18 protein-coding genes and 2 pseudogenes are annotated in these 16,666 nt (G+C 33.7%); 12 read left to right on the forward strand and 8 right to left on the reverse strand.

Annotation, left to right across the window (positions count from 1 at the left end; all coding sequences use genetic code 11):
• Positions 1-801: 801 nt before the first annotated feature.
• The 3 genes and pseudogenes from IPI65_16865 to IPI65_16875 all read right to left on the reverse strand — a co-directional run bounded on the left by IPI65_16865 (position 802) and on the right by IPI65_16875 (position 3,136).
• Positions 802-1,332, reverse strand: a complete 531-nt coding sequence (locus IPI65_16865; protein ID MBK7443117.1) for a tetratricopeptide repeat protein — start codon at positions 1,330-1,332, stop codon at positions 802-804.
• A 39-nt stretch (positions 1,333-1,371) separates the two neighbouring features.
• Positions 1,372-1,479 (reverse strand): annotated as a pseudogene (locus IPI65_16870) (tetratricopeptide repeat protein).
• Between the two features lie 1,015 nt (positions 1,480-2,494).
• Entirely contained in the window at positions 2,495-3,136 is a 642-nt protein-coding gene (locus tag IPI65_16875) for a hypothetical protein (protein MBK7443118.1), read from the reverse strand.
• A 119-nt stretch (positions 3,137-3,255) separates the two neighbouring features.
• Here IPI65_16875 and IPI65_16880 point away from each other — a divergent pair, with 119 nt between their 5' ends.
• A complete protein-coding gene (locus IPI65_16880; GenBank protein MBK7443119.1) occupies positions 3,256-3,948 on the forward strand; it encodes an endonuclease III in 693 nt (230 codons plus the stop codon).
• Positions 3,949-4,064: 116 nt separating this feature from the next.
• On the opposite strand, the gene IPI65_16885 is transcribed toward IPI65_16880, so the two are convergent.
• From IPI65_16885 to IPI65_16900, 4 genes and pseudogenes are all read right to left on the reverse strand, one after another.
• Positions 4,065-4,895 carry an MBL fold metallo-hydrolase gene (locus IPI65_16885; protein ID MBK7443120.1) on the reverse strand — a complete coding sequence of 277 codons (831 nt, stop codon included), beginning with the start codon at positions 4,893-4,895 and terminating at the stop codon, positions 4,065-4,067.
• A 269-nt stretch (positions 4,896-5,164) separates the two neighbouring features.
• Positions 5,165-6,123, reverse strand: a pseudogene (locus IPI65_16890) (HipA domain-containing protein).
• Positions 6,124-6,128: 5 nt separating this feature from the next.
• Positions 6,129-6,449, reverse strand: coding sequence for a HipA N-terminal domain-containing protein (locus IPI65_16895; GenBank protein MBK7443121.1), 321 nt, complete (start codon positions 6,447-6,449; stop codon positions 6,129-6,131).
• Positions 6,436-6,672 carry a helix-turn-helix transcriptional regulator gene (locus IPI65_16900; protein MBK7443122.1) on the reverse strand — a complete coding sequence of 79 codons (237 nt, stop codon included), beginning with the start codon at positions 6,670-6,672 and terminating at the stop codon, positions 6,436-6,438. The genes IPI65_16895 and IPI65_16900 overlap by 14 nt, the downstream gene beginning before the upstream one ends.
• 823 nt (positions 6,673-7,495) lie before the next feature.
• Between IPI65_16900 and IPI65_16905 the strand changes: the two genes are divergently transcribed.
• From IPI65_16905 to IPI65_16925, 5 genes are all read left to right on the forward strand, one after another.
• Positions 7,496-7,939, forward strand: coding sequence for a hypothetical protein (locus tag IPI65_16905; protein ID MBK7443123.1), 444 nt, complete (start codon positions 7,496-7,498; stop codon positions 7,937-7,939).
• Positions 7,940-8,032: 93 nt separating this feature from the next.
• Entirely contained in the window at positions 8,033-8,698 is a 666-nt protein-coding gene (locus IPI65_16910) for an integrase catalytic domain-containing protein (protein MBK7443124.1), read from the forward strand.
• Positions 8,699-8,873: 175 nt separating this feature from the next.
• Entirely contained in the window at positions 8,874-9,998 is a 1,125-nt protein-coding gene (locus tag IPI65_16915; protein MBK7443125.1) for a hypothetical protein, read from the forward strand.
• Entirely contained in the window at positions 9,943-10,596 is a 654-nt protein-coding gene (locus IPI65_16920; protein ID MBK7443126.1) for a putative metal-binding motif-containing protein, read from the forward strand. Before IPI65_16915 ends, IPI65_16920 begins: the two co-directional genes overlap by 56 nt.
• 25 nt (positions 10,597-10,621) lie before the next feature.
• Positions 10,622-10,774, forward strand: a complete 153-nt coding sequence (locus IPI65_16925) for a hypothetical protein (GenBank protein MBK7443127.1) — start codon at positions 10,622-10,624, stop codon at positions 10,772-10,774.
• A 242-nt stretch (positions 10,775-11,016) separates the two neighbouring features.
• Here IPI65_16925 and IPI65_16930 read toward each other — a convergent pair whose 3' ends face one another.
• A complete protein-coding gene (locus tag IPI65_16930) occupies positions 11,017-11,397 on the reverse strand; it encodes a hypothetical protein (protein ID MBK7443128.1) in 381 nt (126 codons plus the stop codon).
• A 244-nt stretch (positions 11,398-11,641) separates the two neighbouring features.
• On the opposite strand from IPI65_16930, the gene IPI65_16935 reads away from it, so the two are divergent.
• The 6 genes from IPI65_16935 to IPI65_16960 all read left to right on the forward strand — a co-directional run bounded on the left by IPI65_16935 (position 11,642) and on the right by IPI65_16960 (position 16,540).
• Positions 11,642-12,325, forward strand: coding sequence for a hypothetical protein (locus IPI65_16935; GenBank protein MBK7443129.1), 684 nt, complete (start codon positions 11,642-11,644; stop codon positions 12,323-12,325).
• A 110-nt stretch (positions 12,326-12,435) separates the two neighbouring features.
• On the forward strand, positions 12,436-12,717 hold the full coding sequence (locus IPI65_16940; GenBank protein MBK7443130.1) for a helix-turn-helix domain-containing protein: 282 nt from the start codon (positions 12,436-12,438) through the stop codon (positions 12,715-12,717).
• Entirely contained in the window at positions 12,714-14,684 is a 1,971-nt protein-coding gene (locus IPI65_16945) for a DUF3874 domain-containing protein (protein ID MBK7443131.1), read from the forward strand. The genes IPI65_16940 and IPI65_16945 overlap by 4 nt, the downstream gene beginning before the upstream one ends.
• Before the next feature lie 142 nt (positions 14,685-14,826).
• A complete protein-coding gene (locus IPI65_16950) occupies positions 14,827-15,786 on the forward strand; it encodes a hypothetical protein (GenBank protein MBK7443132.1) in 960 nt (319 codons plus the stop codon).
• Between the two features lie 185 nt (positions 15,787-15,971).
• Positions 15,972-16,286 (forward strand): helix-turn-helix transcriptional regulator, encoded by a 315-nt coding sequence (locus tag IPI65_16955; protein MBK7443133.1) that lies wholly within the window; start codon positions 15,972-15,974, stop codon positions 16,284-16,286.
• Positions 16,286-16,540, forward strand: a complete 255-nt coding sequence (locus tag IPI65_16960) for a hypothetical protein (protein MBK7443134.1) — start codon at positions 16,286-16,288, stop codon at positions 16,538-16,540. The genes IPI65_16955 and IPI65_16960 overlap by 1 nt, the downstream gene beginning before the upstream one ends.
• The last annotated feature ends 126 nt before the right edge of the window (positions 16,541-16,666 follow it).

Raw genomic sequence — 16,666 nt, forward strand, 5'->3', positions numbered from 1 at the left:
TTCTCATATCCAGGTGTTTCAAGATTTGAGCTCACTGTCAAGATTGCATACCTGCTTCTTTAGTTCGTAGGCTTCATAGACCCCGAGATTGTATGCATAGTGTTAATTCTTGACAAGTTATTCCAATATCTTGCCCATCTTGTATTCTTGACAAGCATTTTTTATACAAAATGGAATATAATTAACTATTGTATATTTTTCTGCTTTTTCACAGTCTATTGCAACCCATTTAGATCGCCTGTTGGAACGACAGAGCGCCCTTTTAATAAACGCCCGCAAGTAATTCTCAAAATCAGCAATTATTGTAATAAGGTAATCAGAATTTTCTAAGCTATCGGTATAATATTTTTCAAGAATGTTAATTGCATTGGTGTATAATTTTGCAGCTTGAGAGTAATTCCATTTTGATATTGAATAATTGCGAGGCTATCAATACCAGGACATCTTTAAGAAACTTTGCGCAGAGCAATAGTTTGAGCTAAAAGGATAAATGAAACTAATAATAAAGTATAGGATTTTTTTAAGGAATTTCCTAATATTTCTATTAGTGAATTTAGGTGTGTGATTCATAGTTGTTAGCTTAAAATGTTTATTTGAAATAATTAGTAAACTTTAGGATAAAACAATGTATCTGCACAATTAAAAAGTACTATTGCACTACATTGGTCAAAGTAACTTTTTAAGAATAATCAGCCTTTCAGCTCAATTTTTTTGGTTTTATTGGTATTTCTTGCAAACGCAGGTCAAATTGACCACCCCGCGCTGATTTAAACTAAAAAAATATTGAAGAAGGATGGAAAATTACCAATTTAAATCCGCCGAATGGTTATTTATTCGTTTATAAAGATCATGATAATTTTCATTATTCGGATCCATTTCGATTGCCTTCAATATGTATTCTTTAGCTTTTTGATATTCAAATTGTTTCAAGCATAATTTGGAATAAGCATAATATAAACCGCTTTGCAAGCCATTTTCCATAGATGGTAAGCTTAAAGCTTTTTGATATTTTGCTTTCGCCTCTTCATATTTCCCTTCGTCGTAAAGAATAACACCATATTTATAATACACAAATGCATCATTAGCAAGGCATTCAATAGCTTTGTCAAGATAGGTTATTGCTGTTCCAGGTTGATATTTATTAACATAACACTGAGCCAAGTTTGCATAAAGTGTGTATTTATCGCCTTTATTTAGTGCTAACTCAATTCCTTTATTGTAAGTTTCTATTTCAAGGTCAGGCATATTTATTAACCCATAATATCCTGCCATTGCGTTATAATGGTCTGGATTGTCAGGTTCTAATGAAATTGCATATTTAAAGTTTTTCATTATTTCATCTTTTCTAATTTCATCAGATTTTGTATCATCTCTTGAATAGCACCAACCAATTTTTTCGTAAGCAGTTGCATCAAAAGGGTCGAGCGTTGTAGCATTTTCTAATAGTTTTAGGGATCCGTCGTAATCACCTTTTTGTAACTCTGATTAGCCATTTGAGTAATAATACTATTCCAAACAATCCGCCAATTGCCATCCTCATTCTTTAATGTAAAGTAAGTTAAGTAATTTATTGAATCTCCTTCGTGTGAAATCAGTATCGTTCACTTTAAATCTTTTGTAAGAGGGTGAGCTTATGTTTTCATCCACTGGCAAAATGGATGCTAATTATTCTGCCTTGTGGCTTTACACTATCGGGAGTTTCAAAAAATTTAGTGTATTCGTCTAAAGTGGCAGATTTTTTAGAATCTGTCGAAATCAGGTCATATGCAGCTTTAAAATCCTGCTCAATTTCAATTCCATGTATTTGGTCAATACGGCTTCAGGATTGGTTTGGTCAAGTTTTTTACAGCTTTGGGCTATGAATAATACTGAGATGAATGCAAGGTGTGTAATTCTCATAAAAATTGGGTTTTATAGAAAAATGTTTTGGCCAAGCTAAACTATGTAGAGAATAATCTTAAGCCTAATTCAAATGTAGACATTTTTCCGGTGATTTTACCCATAATCTGAGTTCTAAATTAGATTTTAGACAATTTTTAGAAATTAATGAAACAGAGTTAAAATATTGAATGTCAAATACTTAGCTAACCAAAAACTAATACACATAGCACTTTTTAACTGTTTTGAATCCGCACCTACTTTTAAAAGTTACACACGCATACAAGTTAAAACCTTTAATAAAACAAATACTCATACTCCTCCACATAATTAGATCCATTACCACTTTTTTCAACCCGAACGAGCAGTCCTTGAGCGTTATAAAAATACCTGTATTTAGTAGTATTTGGTTCTATCTTATACGGGTAGAAGTATAAATTGTTATTTGTGGCAACTTCTCTTCAATTGTAGTTACAGATAGATTTTGCCTCGATGGTTTTGTATAGGTCGTTATTATTAAATGATGTTTGACATAGGTGCAGTCTTTTTGTGAGGGTGTTTCAGGAAAAAGTTGTTTGTTTTGGTAAAAGAAAGTATCAACAATACGGCAATATCTTCATGCGATTGCTGTTTTTGTGATTATGTCGCCGCTGTTGTTATATTGGTATTCATAGGTGTTTGTAAATAAAAGTGTTTCATAGGGTAGGGAAGTGGTAACTTTAAAGGGCACATCTATCCATTTGTTTATAGAGTAGTGTTTGTAAATGCATTTTCCTTTTTCATTATATATGAAATTTTCGTTATAAAAGGTGGAGCTCAAATTGGATAATTCAAAGCCGTTCAGACAATTCGTACCTGTTTTGTATTCAATATGGCGCATATCACTAAAGTGATAATAATTGGTTATTGCACCGTTTTTATTGTATATAAATAACTCTATCTTAAAAGTATCAGCAGGGTCTTTATCGGTTGACCCGCGATAACTTATTTTTATCAGGGTGTCGTTACGTTTTTCATATACAAAGTAGGTTGTTGGGGTATCATTACCGGATTTAGTTGACGTAATTCTGCCTAGCTTATCACATGTTGTTGTCTCAAAATATTTTGTATTAGAATCATAGGGTGTGGTTTTGCTCAGTTTTTTAACTCCAAGTTTACTGTAAAGCTGATTTTCCTGGTAGTAGGCATCGAATTCGTCATCCTGCGCGGAGAGGAGTAAGGGGATTAGCAGGTAGAGCAGAGTGATGAAATAGCGCATTTATTGGGGTTTGAAAGTAAAATAATAAAAAGTAATTAATTTATCCTGGGCAACTACCATCCAAAAAAGTATTTTTAATTACTTTTTCACAATAAATAATTTCAAATTAACCGCTAATAATGCCTGCAAAAATAAATTGGGAAATTGCAATCAAACCCCTCTTAAAAAAGTATAAAAAAAAGCCGCATCCATTGCAGCATCATAATTTATATGAATGTCTGGTAATGGTTGTTTTGTCGGCACAGAGTAGTGATGATTATATTAATAAAATTGCACCAGCACTGTTTGATGAATTTCCGAATCTAAGTGCAATGGCCAAAGCAAGGGATGAAGATATTTATCCATTTGTTAAAGGTGTAGTTGGGCATGCTAAAAATAAAATACCTTTGGAAATTGCCAGGCAATTAAAAAGTGGTAAAAACATTCCTGTCACCATGGAAGCTTTAGTTGCCTTACCCGGCATTGGAAGAAAATCGGCAAATGTTATTATGCGCGAAGCGGGTGTGGAAGCTGAAGGTATTGTTGTGGATTTGCATACAACTCGTGTTGCAGCGCGATTGGGCATTTCTAAAAGTGAGGACCCCAAAAAAATTGAGCAGGATTGTATGAAAAAAATCGACGAAAAAGATTGGAGTGAAGCAGGAATGGCCATGTCGTTCCTGGGCCGAGAAATTTGTCGACCAAAACCTTTATGCCCGGAATGTTTGATGAATGAAGTTTGTCAGTTTTATTTGAAGGGAGGGTATGAAAAATTGCAGAAGGAATTGGCAAAAGGGAAGAAGACGGGTGTGCGGAAGAAGGGGAGGTGGTGAAAAATCCCGTTAGCATTTTCAATAATATTTTGAATTAGGCCTTGAAATATTGCCATTTTATTCTGTAGATTATTTAATAATAAAAAATTCAACCGGTTAATGGAAGGTGGAAACTTTCACGAAAACAGGCGGAGTTGAATTGGTTTTTTAGAAACAATCACTCCATTCGACAATTCATTGTTACGTGATTTTATTTCGTATACTTCAGTCGCCTTGTCCCTACTAGCAACAACAATTTGAACCTGTTGAGCATGATTTTTAAAAAGGGCCAACGCTTTTTCCGGTGTATTATTATTTTGTGAGAGATGTGAAAGCAGCAATAATTGCAGATTTTTAGTGCGGTGTTTTAGAAATAATTCGAACGCCTGTTTGGTGCTTAAATGTCCTTTATTACCACTGATTCGTTTTTTTAATGCAACTGGATAAGTACCGTTGCTGAGCATTTCTTCGCAATAGTTAGCTTCAAGAAAAACAGCATCACATTGCCTGAAACAATTAATTACCTCACTGCAAGCATACCCGATATCAGTAATTACTCCAATTTGAACGCCGGCACCGCTTACCATAAAACTATGCGCATCAGCAGCATCGTGATGTTTTGAAAATGGTAAAATTGTAAGAGCGCCAATTTTAATGGCAGCATCAGCCTCAAAGTGTTGCACTGCTTCTTCCTTCAGTTTTATTGCAGTGTTCCGCAATGTTTTCTGCGAAATAAAAACAGCGCAATTTAATTTTTTGTGCAATTGCGCCAATCCATAAATATGAGCAGTATGTTCGTGGAAATAAATATGGCGCGTAATTTCTTTTGTATCCAGCCCTAATTCCTGCATCCTTTTAATGTTTCCTGCAGCTGAGTCCGCATCAATCAATATCCCTTCCTCACCATTTCCTACATAATAGCAATTGGCATTGGAACCTGAGTTGAGCGATGCGATTTGGAGAGGCATTCAGAAAATTGAAAGATAGTAATAATTAATGTTTTAGAAACAATTAGGAGGGTTGATTTTTTATTTCTCCACCAAGTTATTATTTATTTGTAAATAAGGCTGTTCTATAAATCGTGTGAGTTTTGCGCTGCGAAGTAGCGCATATTGTATCGTCGGGCCGATTGGAAAATATTTATACGATTATTTAGACTTTTAAACTATTGATATATTACTGATGGTGAAAACTGTGAGTGGTAAAAATATTTTATTTTCAGACATTTTTAAATGCGTTATTTAATATTTAACTTTAGCTGTATAAATTTGGTGTCTATTATGGATTTATATTCTACTTTCATTTCTGTAGGAAGAAAACTGATGTCAATAAATTTCTTCCAATCAGCAAATGATTTTTCAAACTTTTAAAGATACTTGCCATTACTTTTTCATCTAGATTTGCCCGCTTAAATGCTGCTAAAAAATCTGAAAGTTTTATTTTCTTTTCTTACCGTTAAGATTAAGTGCCAAATCTTCATTGTCACCGGAATTCACCAATGTAGAGGCAACCATATCATAAGCGGGAGCAAGCGAATAGCCAAATTTAGGATGATTTATAAGTGAAAAAGTTTTTCAAATGCATATCCGCATTTCCTGTGAGAAACGAAAATAAAACCTGTTCATAAAAATTCACTACATCTAAAACGGGGTTCACGGAGAATTTTAAAATTGCTTTAGCGATTTGTTCATACGAACCATCATATTTGTGTTCAGTTAACCGTTCGGTTAATTGACACATATCTTCCATGTGAATTTTTTCTTCCTTATACCTGTCAATTCTTTTAGTGATGTAAGCAAGACTTCCGCTTTGCAAGCGAATGAGTGAATGCGGAACTGTTTTTATTTTGCTCAATGCCGCAAGGTGCATAGTGAGGTCTTCTACCTCAGGTAAATGCCGGTAATTTTTTGTTGGTGGTTTAAGGATGTAGCCACCCCATAATCCAACCATAGTAAATCGTCTTGGTTGTGCTGCTTTGTCCGCAGGTTCAATGTCAAGTGATAATTTGGGTTGAACGCCTGTTAAAGTTATTCTGTTGCTTACAACTTTTTCTGCCAGTTCGAACATTTGCATTTCGGTATAAGGCAATTCAGGTGGTTCTGGTCTTCCGAATATTTTCTTGCTGCAAAGTGGATGAAAATCTTTTTCTACTTTCTCCAAAAATTGGTAGCAGTATAAACATCTTGTTTTGCTCATTGCAGTTATTCTTTTATTTCAATTACGCTTACGGCTCCGATGCAATCTTTGCAACAGGCAAGCAACAATCCCATTCTATCACGAGAATTGAGTTTCCAATTCTTTTCAGCAATTTCAAGCAGCCAACCTTCAGGAATAAGCCCATCGAAAAAAGGGAACATTACTTTGTCGCTGAATGCTTCCTTTTGCAATGGGAGTGTTAAGCTCACAGCCTCTGCTGCTTTATCGTTCAGGTAATCTTCGGAGTAGATAAAAGAAAATCCGTCCTCAGTTTGAGTGAGAAAACCTGCCGTGAGGTTGTGCATTTTTATTTCAGCTTTTCTCATTGAGTAGTTTGTTTCTGTCTATTGGAATAGCACCTAATTCACAACCAAAAAGTTTCAGTACTTGATTGACCTTATCCATACGTAGTGTCGATTTTCCTTGTTCCAGTTCTCGGATAAAGCGTAAGCCAACACCTGCTTTCTCTGCCAGTTCGAGCTGAGTAAGGTCTAAATGCTTACGCTTTTCCTTTAAAAATTCGGCTATTGAGTTGGTTGAATTCTCCATTTTTATACCCTTTCGGGTGTAAATATAAGAAATTTTTTATAATTATACCCGAAAGGGTGTAAAAATGATTCTTGGAGGCTACTTTATACCTCAACGGGTATAATTAAAAGAAATGTTGCTGTAGTTGGCCATGTTGTCAGTTTGACCCTTGTAGAAAGCAACCAACTTTTCAGAATAAAGGATGTAAACAAAATACATAATTTGATTTTAGGATAAACAATAAAAAACTTCTTAAAGTTAGGTTTTAATTTCTGGCAACGGCGGACGGGACCTGCCTCCATTTATCGTAACGTTGAAAATACTAGTTACATCACATTTAACTCCAAGAAAATTCAATTTGAGTATCATTTCGGCAGGCAGGCTCGAACCCGCGACCTCGTGCGTGACAGTGCTGACGAAACTTGCAAGCAAGTTTGTCAGCATCCTGACAATCGCGCAGCGCTTCGTCAGGAGCAGGCTCGAACCCGCTTAATTGAAAATAAAGTACATAAAAAAACCTCTCAATTTGAGAGGTTTCTGCGGATGCTGACGAAAATTTCATTTTGTCAGCACGATCGGCGGACTGGACTCTAACCTGTTTATTGAAAATAAAGTACATAAAAAAAACCTCTCAATCTGAGAGGTTTCTGCGGAGCGGACGGGACTCGAAATACTACACCCGTTTACATCAATTTTATACTATATGCTTTATTGTCAGTTAGTTATGAAATTTATCAATTGCGAAATTTACCTTTTGATGCATGAAAATGTGGAAAATGTTTTACCTATGTTTAACCTATTTTACTTCGAAATGCCTTATTTTAGTGCGAAAATTAAATAAATCATGCCTACATTCAAAGTATTTCCCAACAAATTAAAGTTGAACAAAAACGGTGAAGCGCCAATTTATATGCGTTTAATCAAGGATAGAAAGCCTACCTACCTTTCTCTTGGTTACCATATCAAGCTTGAAGACTGGGATTTTGAGAAGTCCAGAGTCAAGAAATCACATCCAAACTCTGCGCGAATGAACAACTACATAGCTCAAAAACTGGCAGAGGCGCAAGGCCATGCTTTGGAACTGGAAGGCAAGGAAAAAGGGATCAATTCGAAATCAATAAAAAAAGCAGTTATCGGGCAGGTTTCACAGAGCTTTTTAAATATGCTGACAAGTATATTGAAGAATTGCGCCACAAAGCCAAAACTGGAACATTGGATAAAGCAAAGGCAGTCATTGGAAAACTCAAGACCTACCTTGGAACCAATGACCTACTATTTGAGGAAATAACGGTAATTTGGCTTAAGAATTACGAAATGTATCCGCACTACTTTAAGTAACACGACAAATACTATTCACGGTAATTATAAAATTATCCGCCGGTTGATCAATGAAGCCGTAAGTGAAGAAATAATGCCTTTCGAAAAAAATCCATTCCTGCGATATAAAATGAAAACCGAGAAAACTACAATTGAATATTTAACGGATGAAGAATTGACGAAGATTGAAAAGGTTGTTTTGCTGGCCGGAACTAAAATGGATATTCACAGAGATATGTATGTTTTCGCTGCCTATACAGGTGGTATAAGAATATCAGATATTTTACAACTTCAATGGAAAAATTTCAATGGTATACATATTATAATACAGATACAGAAAACAGGCAGTCCTTTAAGCGTGAAGGTTCCAACAACCGGATTAAAGGTTCTTGAAAAATATAAAACCACTGAAACCAAACCGGACGATTTTATTTTTCCGATTTTTAGGAATGATCTTAATTATACTGATCCACATTATTTATTTAAAGCAATTTCCTCAGCAACCGCTTATACAAATAAAGATTTGAAAGAAATTGCAATTAAAGCCAAAATCACAAAAAGGTTGCATTTTCACACTTCAAGGCATACATTTGCAACTAGAGCATTGAGAAAGGGAATGAGGATGGAGTATGCTTCAAAAATAATGGGGCATTCTAATTTAAAGACTACTCAGATTTATGCGAAAGTGGTTAATGAGGAGTTGGATAAAGCGATGGATATATTTAATTAATTTTAAAGAAAACCAGAACCTAAAATCAATATATTTTTTAAATCATTAAATGAATGGGATTGTTAAACGGTGAAAAAAAGATAGTAATTTTAAAAAAAGTTTATATACTCAGTTATATTTTCTTTGTTTTTTGGATGGGTAATATTAATAAATAAATCTTAAACCAACTATTTGTATGACGATATTTAGAATAACATTTGTAATTATTATTATTTGTGGTAAAAATATTGCTCAGGCTCAAGTGCCGACTATCCTTTATCAAAACACAATAGGAGGCGGGTTAAATGATTATACCCAACATTTAATATCATGTGATGATTATGGGTTCTTGATTTGCGGTTATTCTAACTCTGCTGCTGGTTATGATAAAACATTGGGGTGTTACGAAGAAAGTGATGATTTTTGGATAGTAAGAGTTGATTCGAATTTAAATGTTTTGTGGAATAAAACAATAGGTGGAAACCAACTAGATCACATTACATGCGGCGTTAAAGTGCCTTCTGGGTTTTTAATTGGCGGGTACTCCAACTCTGTAATTTCTGGCGATAAAGAGGAGGCGCCCGTTATTGATCCCTATTATATTGATTTTTGGGTAATGCTGCTTAATGAAGATGGAGAAATATTGTGGCAAAACACAATTGGAGGGTCTGAAGGTGATATGCTCTTTGATATTTGCCCAGATAACGATAGTGGATATTTATTGACTGGGTATTCAACATCAAACTCATCTGGTGATAAAGTTGAACCTAATTTAGGTGATCCTTCAACTTCAGATTATTGGATTGTTAAAATTGATTCTATTGGTAATGTAGTTTGGCAAAATACTATTGGAGGCGATTTTAGCGATATTCCTGGCGGCGCCATATTAAATAATGATGGCAGCTTTTTCATAGCCGGGATTAGCAATTCTCCGATATCAGATGATAAGGTTGATTCACATTATGGGGCATTGTTATATTATGATCTTTGGCTAGTGAAATTAGATTCATTTGGAAATGTCCTATGGACTAAAACAATTGGGACAGTTGAAGATGACAAATTTGGAGACATAGAAGCAACATGTGATGGGGGATTTATTCTTGTAAGTTCTACTCAAGGTGGCATCTCATATGATAAAACCACACCAAGCTTTGGGGGAAGCGATTATTGGGTTTTAAAATTCGATACTGAGGGAGATTTATTATGGCAAAATTCCTTTGGTGGCAATCAAAGCGATATACCCAGGAGTATTTCACAAAATATAGATGGTATATTTAATAGGTGGAACTTCTTACTCAGGAATTTCTGGAATAAAAAGTGATTCATCCAGAGGGTATTCTGATTATTGGATTGTTAAAATTGATCAATTTGGTAATGTTATATGGGATAAAACGATTGGTGGTGAAAATACAGATCAAATTGAATATGTGATTGAAGGTGGAAGCAATATTTATACGGTTGGAAGCTCCAATTCTAATCTCTCAGGCGAGAAAAATGAAAACTCGATGGGAGGTGATGTCATATATTATTCAGATTATTGGATCCTAGGACTAAGCAAAGACTCTGTATTTAATACTGAAGAGTGTAATAATTTAGATGATAATTGCAATGGGTTAGCTGACGAAGATCTAATGGTTTATAAATTATATATAGATGGAGACAGTGATGGCTTTGGTAATTATGAAATTGACACTTTAAGTTGTTTCTCTGAGATAGATGGGTATGTTTCAGATTCTACGGATTGTAATGATTTGGATCCAGATATAAATTCTGATGAAATTGAAGTTTACAATGGAATAGATGATAACTGCAATGATATTATTGATGAGGGGGTTAATTTAATAAATGAAATTATCGAAACTCAGTTTATTATTATGCCTTCCATAACTTCAGATAATGTGACAATTAAAATCATATGAAAATTGTTTCAATTGCGAAGTTAAAATCTTTAGCATATGTGGAGAACAATTAATAAACACTTTGCTAAAAGACAAAATTGAAGTGCTTGAATTAGAGTCGTTGAGTAAAGGCTTATATATTATTAATCTATATTCTGAAAATGAGTTTATCGGTAATGTTAAAGTTATAAAAATTTAAATTAAATAAGCCCTTGATTAGCTTTTGCAATTTTCAATGATACGGAAATTAGCCCATACTCGGCCTATAAAATTGAAAAATGAAAATCGATTTAGCCTCTTCGATCTTCAGTTTCTTCTTTATTCTTCACATAAAAGAAGATTATTATTCCTGCTAAAAATAATAGGATCACAATTATACATAGGTAAGATTTATTCACCTCTTAGGCATAGCCGATGGAATTTCCTCTCAGAGTAAATGGATCATTTACAGTAGTTATATCTATCATTTTTTTTAATTATTTTAATTATTTCGTTTTCCTTGTTAATGAGTACGTAATTATAAAGTGCATGGCAGCGGTTACCAGTTATTTCTTCATAATGAGTAAAAACAGCTAAGGAATATCCCTTTCCCAACAGAAATTGCTTGTGAACTTCGATTTCTGTTTTGCCCTCTAACAGCTCGTCTAGGACTTTAATGTTTTTAAGCAATGGTTTGTCCACGAATGATTTCTTTAACCGCAGTTCCTTTGCTTTTTTGTTATTATATCTTACCCTGTTTTCATCTGTTGCGAAAACCTGATTTGATCTTGTTGAGATAAATAACTCTCCTGTTAACGGGTCTGTTTTTTCTATCAATTCCATAGTTACAAAATTACAATACAAATCAAATCCGTGTTAATATAAATTAGTGCTAAGTGACGCATAATAATGCATTAACTTAAATTTATTCAAATTAATTTATATAAATTACGAGTATACCTAAATGATATTGAATTGTATACGTCATATTTTTCATTTTAAATTGCTTTGAATTTGCTTCCAACTGTCATCTGAATTAGACCGAAGATTTACTAAATTTGCAAGTGAACCACCTATATTCAAAATTATGCTCAATAATATATCCAAAATAAAACAAGTTGTATTCGAGGAACCTCGTATTGGAAATAAAACTGAATTGGCACCTTACGAAATTACGCTCGAATTTTTACCCTCTTTCTCTTCATTTATTATAGATGGAGATTTTTCGCATGAGTTATACTCCAGAAGTTTGATCTTAACAGTCTATAACCTACAAAAAAGAAAATGGCCTTCTTTTCTTGAATATCAGACTAATATTAAAACTGACCCTCGAAAATGGCTTTCCCAATTTGAAGACCTTTTATTTAAAAACAAGACCTATTTCAAGGAGCAGGCCGAAAATGAATTTTATAATGGGATAATGGAAATGGTGAAAGAGGCAATTGATAAATTGAAGCTAATAGAATTAAACCCAAACATAAATTTGAAGAGTCCACAGGAAAGTATTTCGACCTTAGACTTGTACCAAACTGCAATACTTTTTGCGTATCTAAAGGAAAGCGGAATAATTCTACCATATGACAATAAAAGCCTTGCGAAGCTCTTGCATCATCTTACAGGTCATTCAGAGCAGAATTTAAGAACAAAAGGTCTTGGAAATATTTATTCGATTAAAGGTGAAACTCGTAACGAAGAAAAACAATACAATCTAATACGTGTTAAAAATCAGATTGAAGGGTTACTCAAGAAAATTAAATCCGATCTGAAATAGCTCTCCAGCTTGAATTTGAAAGAAAGTAACCCCTATAGGAGGTGTTACTCGCCTATTTATTCCTAAATCTTTACATCCGAATCTATTTTTTTACTTTAAAATTCACCTATATGGATGTAGTAGTAATTACCAAGGAAGCATACGACGATTTAATAAGGCGTCTGGATGCAATTCAAACTACCCTGCATAAACCAAACAAGGGTTCGTCAGATGAGATCATTGATAACGTTGACTTTCTGAAACTCATGAAAATCTCTAAACGAACAGCACAAGCATGGCGTGACGAGGGCAAAATTTCATTCTCTCAAGTCGGTAACAAAATTTATTACTCTCTTGCTGACGTTGAGGAAATGCTCAAAAAATATTATAACAAATCTTTTAAAACGAAATGATGGAAACAGTAATCCCAATTTCTTACTTTGAGAACATAAGAAAAGCCTCTGTTACATCAGATTTGTTAACCGTCTTGAATGAGATTAAGACAGGAAAATACAAGGAGGATATCTTACAGTTAAGAGCCTTAATACTTAAAAACAATGAAGCATTAACAAGTGTTTTCAAAAAAAATCTTCCGGCCTTTACACCTTGCGGACTATTTGCAAATGGCAGAAAAAAAGACAAGTTATCTTCATATAATAGATTGCTAATTCTCGATATCGACAAGGTTAAAGGTATAACAATTGAAGAATTAAAAGCAAAGGTAACAGCAAACGAATACGTATTTGCTTGTTTTATAAGTCCCAGCGGGAATGGACTGAAAATACTAGTTCGCTCAAACAATACTATTGAAGACCACGAAACCGCTTTTACTCAGTGTGCTGATTATTTTGAAAAGCTTATAGATCATCCTGTGGACAGATCCGGAAAAGATGTCTCCCGACTTTGTTTTGTATCATTTGATGAAAACACGTTTATAAACATGTATGCGAAATTGTTTGCACCGGAAGTTGATGTAAAAACGGAAGTAATAGCACAAATTCAGGAATTTGAAAATCAATATTTTCAGTGTAAACGTTATACAAATAACAAGGTCATATTTGAAAAAGGCAGTCGAAATAATTTCATTTTCCTCTTGGCTTGCAATTGTAATCGTGCAGGGATTCCTTTTGAATTATGCAAACAATTTATTGTAAATGACTATAATTATGATAAAAACGAAGTTGAAAGTACCCTCAGAAGTGCTTACAAAAATATTGATCAATACTCTGTCAACACAAAACTTAAAGGAACAGCCAAAAGAATAAATGCTATAAAGGAATTTTTAGCCCAAAACTATAATTTTAGAAATAATGCAGTAACGAATACAATTGAGTTTAAAGAAATTAGTAACTCTTCCTTTAAGGAAATCTCAGATACGGACGAGAATAATCTCTTTCTGGAATTAAACTCTGCCGGAATAAATTGCAATCTTTTATTGTTGCGGTCAATTTTAAATAGCAAATTCAGTGAATATCATAACCCATTTGAAGAATATTTTTTTAATCTTCCGGAATGGGATGGTGAAACAGATTATATAAAACAACTTGCTGATACTGTAATAACATCAAATCAGGAGTTTTGGCATTTAGCTTTTAAGAAATGGCTTGTAGCAATGGTAAAATGCCTACTTGAAGAAAAAGAGATAAATCATACTGTAATCATCTTTACAGGAGAGCAGGGTTTAGGAAAAACAACTTGGCTTCTAAACCTTGTACCGGAGCCATTAAGAAAATTCCGTTTTTCCGGAACTATAAGCGTATCTAATAAAGATACTCTGGTACATATGTCTGAATGTATGGTAATTAATCTTGATGAGCTGGAAACCCTTAATAAATCAGAAATTGGCGAAATTAAAGAACTGATCACCAAAGGAACCATAAGACAGCGACTTCCTTATGCCAGAAACAATAGTTCGCTTGTAAGACGTTCATCTTTTGTCGGCTCAGTAAATAATGGGCAATTTCTGACAGATATAACAGGCAATAGAAGGTTCTTATGCTTTGAGGCCTTGAGCATAAATTATTTGCACAAGATTGATTTGCAAAAGGTATTTGCCCAATGCCTAGACCTTATAGATAATAATTATAAACACTGGTTCGATTTGGAAGAAATACATAAACTGGACGAGCATAACCAGCAATTTACGGTAACACAATTTGAAGAAGAACTCTTGCTTAAATACTTTAAGATTCCGGAAGAGGGAGATGAAATATTGTATAAGAATGCTACTGATATTTTATTATACATTTCAGAGACAACAAAAATTTCCATTACAAATGCATCCAAATTACATATCGGAAAACTTTTACATAAATATCGCTTTAAGAAGGGGACTAAGAACAACCGTAAAATATACGAAGTTGCCTTGAATGAAGTTTAATATCTTAAAAGTATTCCTATAAAATCCGCCTTTTTAACTGATTTGACAGCCAACATGCAAATAATTAATGCCTATTAGTTAGTTTCGCCTTCTGTGGAACCTAAAAGGCAAGAAGCAATAAACGCAAGTTTAATCAACCTTTATGAAATCTGGGAAAATTCGCATATGTATATTTTTCCTTATAAGCAATAATATTTATTGTAGAAGTATAAGACTATTTCCTTGGTTTCTTGAGGACTACCTTCATATTGACAAAGATGTAAAGGAAAAATTGTTTCGAGCCTTTAACGAAAATGTTGAAACCTTAAAAGGAATAGATATTGATACTTATTTTTCTCTTAAAGGAACACTGGATCAATTTGAGATTGATTTAAATAACAACTACTTTCCAATTACCGATGATTTACTCTTAATAAGGGATGAAAATATTTTACTTTTGACTGACTTACTTAAAGAAAATCTAACTGGACTAAAAGAAAAAATTCTAACCACTTCAAAGGAAGTTTCAGAAGTAATGCATAAAAAACTTAAAAGTAAAATTAACCAATACGAAAGAGACCAATCTAAATTCAACTTTGATGTACCAAATTATCTTTTAGAAGTTTTAAACAGGATGTCCTTTCTTAAAGAAAAAGTTACTATTGAAGACCTTAGACAATTATATTCCACTCCGGCAATTTTATGGCTTATAGAAAAATTTGGAAAGACCGAAGCCTTTAAAAAGCATTTTGAAATTAGTAAATCAGAGGCACTTCAAGTATTAATGAATATGGGAATGAAGGATGGACAAGAAGCAATGATGAAAAGTTTTTGGCTTATAAGCGATCCTTCTATTTTGAAAATTACATTTAGTATAGAAGATCAAAAACGATTTATTGTAAAAAATTCCGAATTTAAAAAAACCTTCCTCATTATACTTACAAAATGTTATGGTAAAGATAAGGTGCCAGCAAAAGCACTTGAATTTGTAAAGATGGTTTATAATGGCAAGGCTAGTATTTCGGGTTTGTGGAATAGAGCTAAGGGTCAGCTTGAAAAAGTTCGACAGGCATTGGAAGGTAAGGCAGGTAAGGTGGAAACTGAAAAGTCCGCTGAACATTAGACTTAGGAGCCTTTTTATTTCAAAAAGGTTGAATTTGAAGCAAATAGATACAGAGTTTGGAATGTGCTAGATCTTCTCTACAGGAAAAACTGATCTTACCTACCTTGTCCGAATGTTAATAGACTGTGCAAAATGCTGTTTATTAGGACTTTATAGTTAGAAGAAACAACTAAATTTGACACTTTATGTCAAAGCCTAATTTCTATCCTCTTAATTTGGGAGAAACACTCCGTTCAATTCGTGAAAATCTTAATCTTTCATTAAGTGAGGTATCCGCATTAGCAAAAGTTGATATTGGATTGCTAAGTAAAATGGAAAGAGGGGAGAGGAATTTCAACAGACCCTTGTTAGCTAGCCTTTCCAATGTTTATAATTGTGATTACGAAAAATTATTACTCCTCTATTGGAGTGAAAAATTTGTAAAGGAAATAGGGGATAATGACCTTGCATTAAAAGCGTTAGTTATTGCTGAACAAAAAATTAAATATAAGAAAAAGTAATGCTTCATTATATCATACAGGAAAAGAAAAACAAATGGTTGCATTCTGATGACTGCGCCATTAGTGATTTGATAAAGTATATTCGCGACAAAGGACAGTTGCGTGATACGCAAATTGAAGCGATTGAAACTTATTTGTTTTTGAAAATACAAGGACAGAATAAACCACTTTGGCAATTATTTTCAGAAGGCTTTTTACCAACGGAACAGACTTATCAAAACTTAATATTAATCAAACCGCAAGAGATTTTTTAACCGCCAACAAAGACGCTTTTGCATTGTATGACTTTGCAAGAACAAAAACGGAAACGTCTCTTTACTTCCTGAACTGGAAAAACTAATCGTTGACAAACCAACCGAATTAGATTACGACACAATTAT

The organism is Bacteroidota bacterium, assembly GCA_016706255.1.
In the GTDB taxonomy this organism is placed as follows: Bacteria; Bacteroidota; Bacteroidia; order Chitinophagales; family BACL12; genus UBA7236.

Coding starts and splice junctions, on each gene's coding strand:
- IPI65_16950 (MBK7443132.1), top strand. CDS start 14,827: ATGAAATCTGGGAAAATTCGCATATGTATATTTTTCCTTATAAGCAAT.
- IPI65_16945 (MBK7443131.1), top strand. CDS start 12,714: ATGATGGAAACAGTAATCCCAATTTCTTACTTTGAGAACATAAGAAAA.
- IPI65_16960 (MBK7443134.1), top strand. CDS start 16,286: ATGCTTCATTATATCATACAGGAAAAGAAAAACAAATGGTTGCATTCT.
- IPI65_16880 (MBK7443119.1), top strand. CDS start 3,256: ATGCCTGCAAAAATAAATTGGGAAATTGCAATCAAACCCCTCTTAAAA.
- IPI65_16920 (MBK7443126.1), top strand. CDS start 9,943: ATGGTATATTTAATAGGTGGAACTTCTTACTCAGGAATTTCTGGAATA.
- IPI65_16915 (MBK7443125.1), top strand. CDS start 8,874: ATGACGATATTTAGAATAACATTTGTAATTATTATTATTTGTGGTAAA.
- IPI65_16940 (MBK7443130.1), top strand. CDS start 12,436: ATGGATGTAGTAGTAATTACCAAGGAAGCATACGACGATTTAATAAGG.
- IPI65_16865 (MBK7443117.1), bottom strand. CDS start 1,332: ATGAAAAACTTTAAATATGCAATTTCATTAGAACCTGACAATCCAGAC.
- IPI65_16930 (MBK7443128.1), bottom strand. CDS start 11,397: ATGGAATTGATAGAAAAAACAGACCCGTTAACAGGAGAGTTATTTATC.
- IPI65_16895 (MBK7443121.1), bottom strand. CDS start 6,449: ATGAGAAAAGCTGAAATAAAAATGCACAACCTCACGGCAGGTTTTCTC.
- IPI65_16905 (MBK7443123.1), top strand. CDS start 7,496: ATGCCTACATTCAAAGTATTTCCCAACAAATTAAAGTTGAACAAAAAC.
- IPI65_16885 (MBK7443120.1), bottom strand. CDS start 4,895: ATGCCTCTCCAAATCGCATCGCTCAACTCAGGTTCCAATGCCAATTGC.
- IPI65_16935 (MBK7443129.1), top strand. CDS start 11,642: ATGCTCAATAATATATCCAAAATAAAACAAGTTGTATTCGAGGAACCT.
- IPI65_16900 (MBK7443122.1), bottom strand. CDS start 6,672: ATGGAGAATTCAACCAACTCAATAGCCGAATTTTTAAAGGAAAAGCGT.
- IPI65_16875 (MBK7443118.1), bottom strand. CDS start 3,136: ATGCGCTATTTCATCACTCTGCTCTACCTGCTAATCCCCTTACTCCTC.
- IPI65_16955 (MBK7443133.1), top strand. CDS start 15,972: ATGTCAAAGCCTAATTTCTATCCTCTTAATTTGGGAGAAACACTCCGT.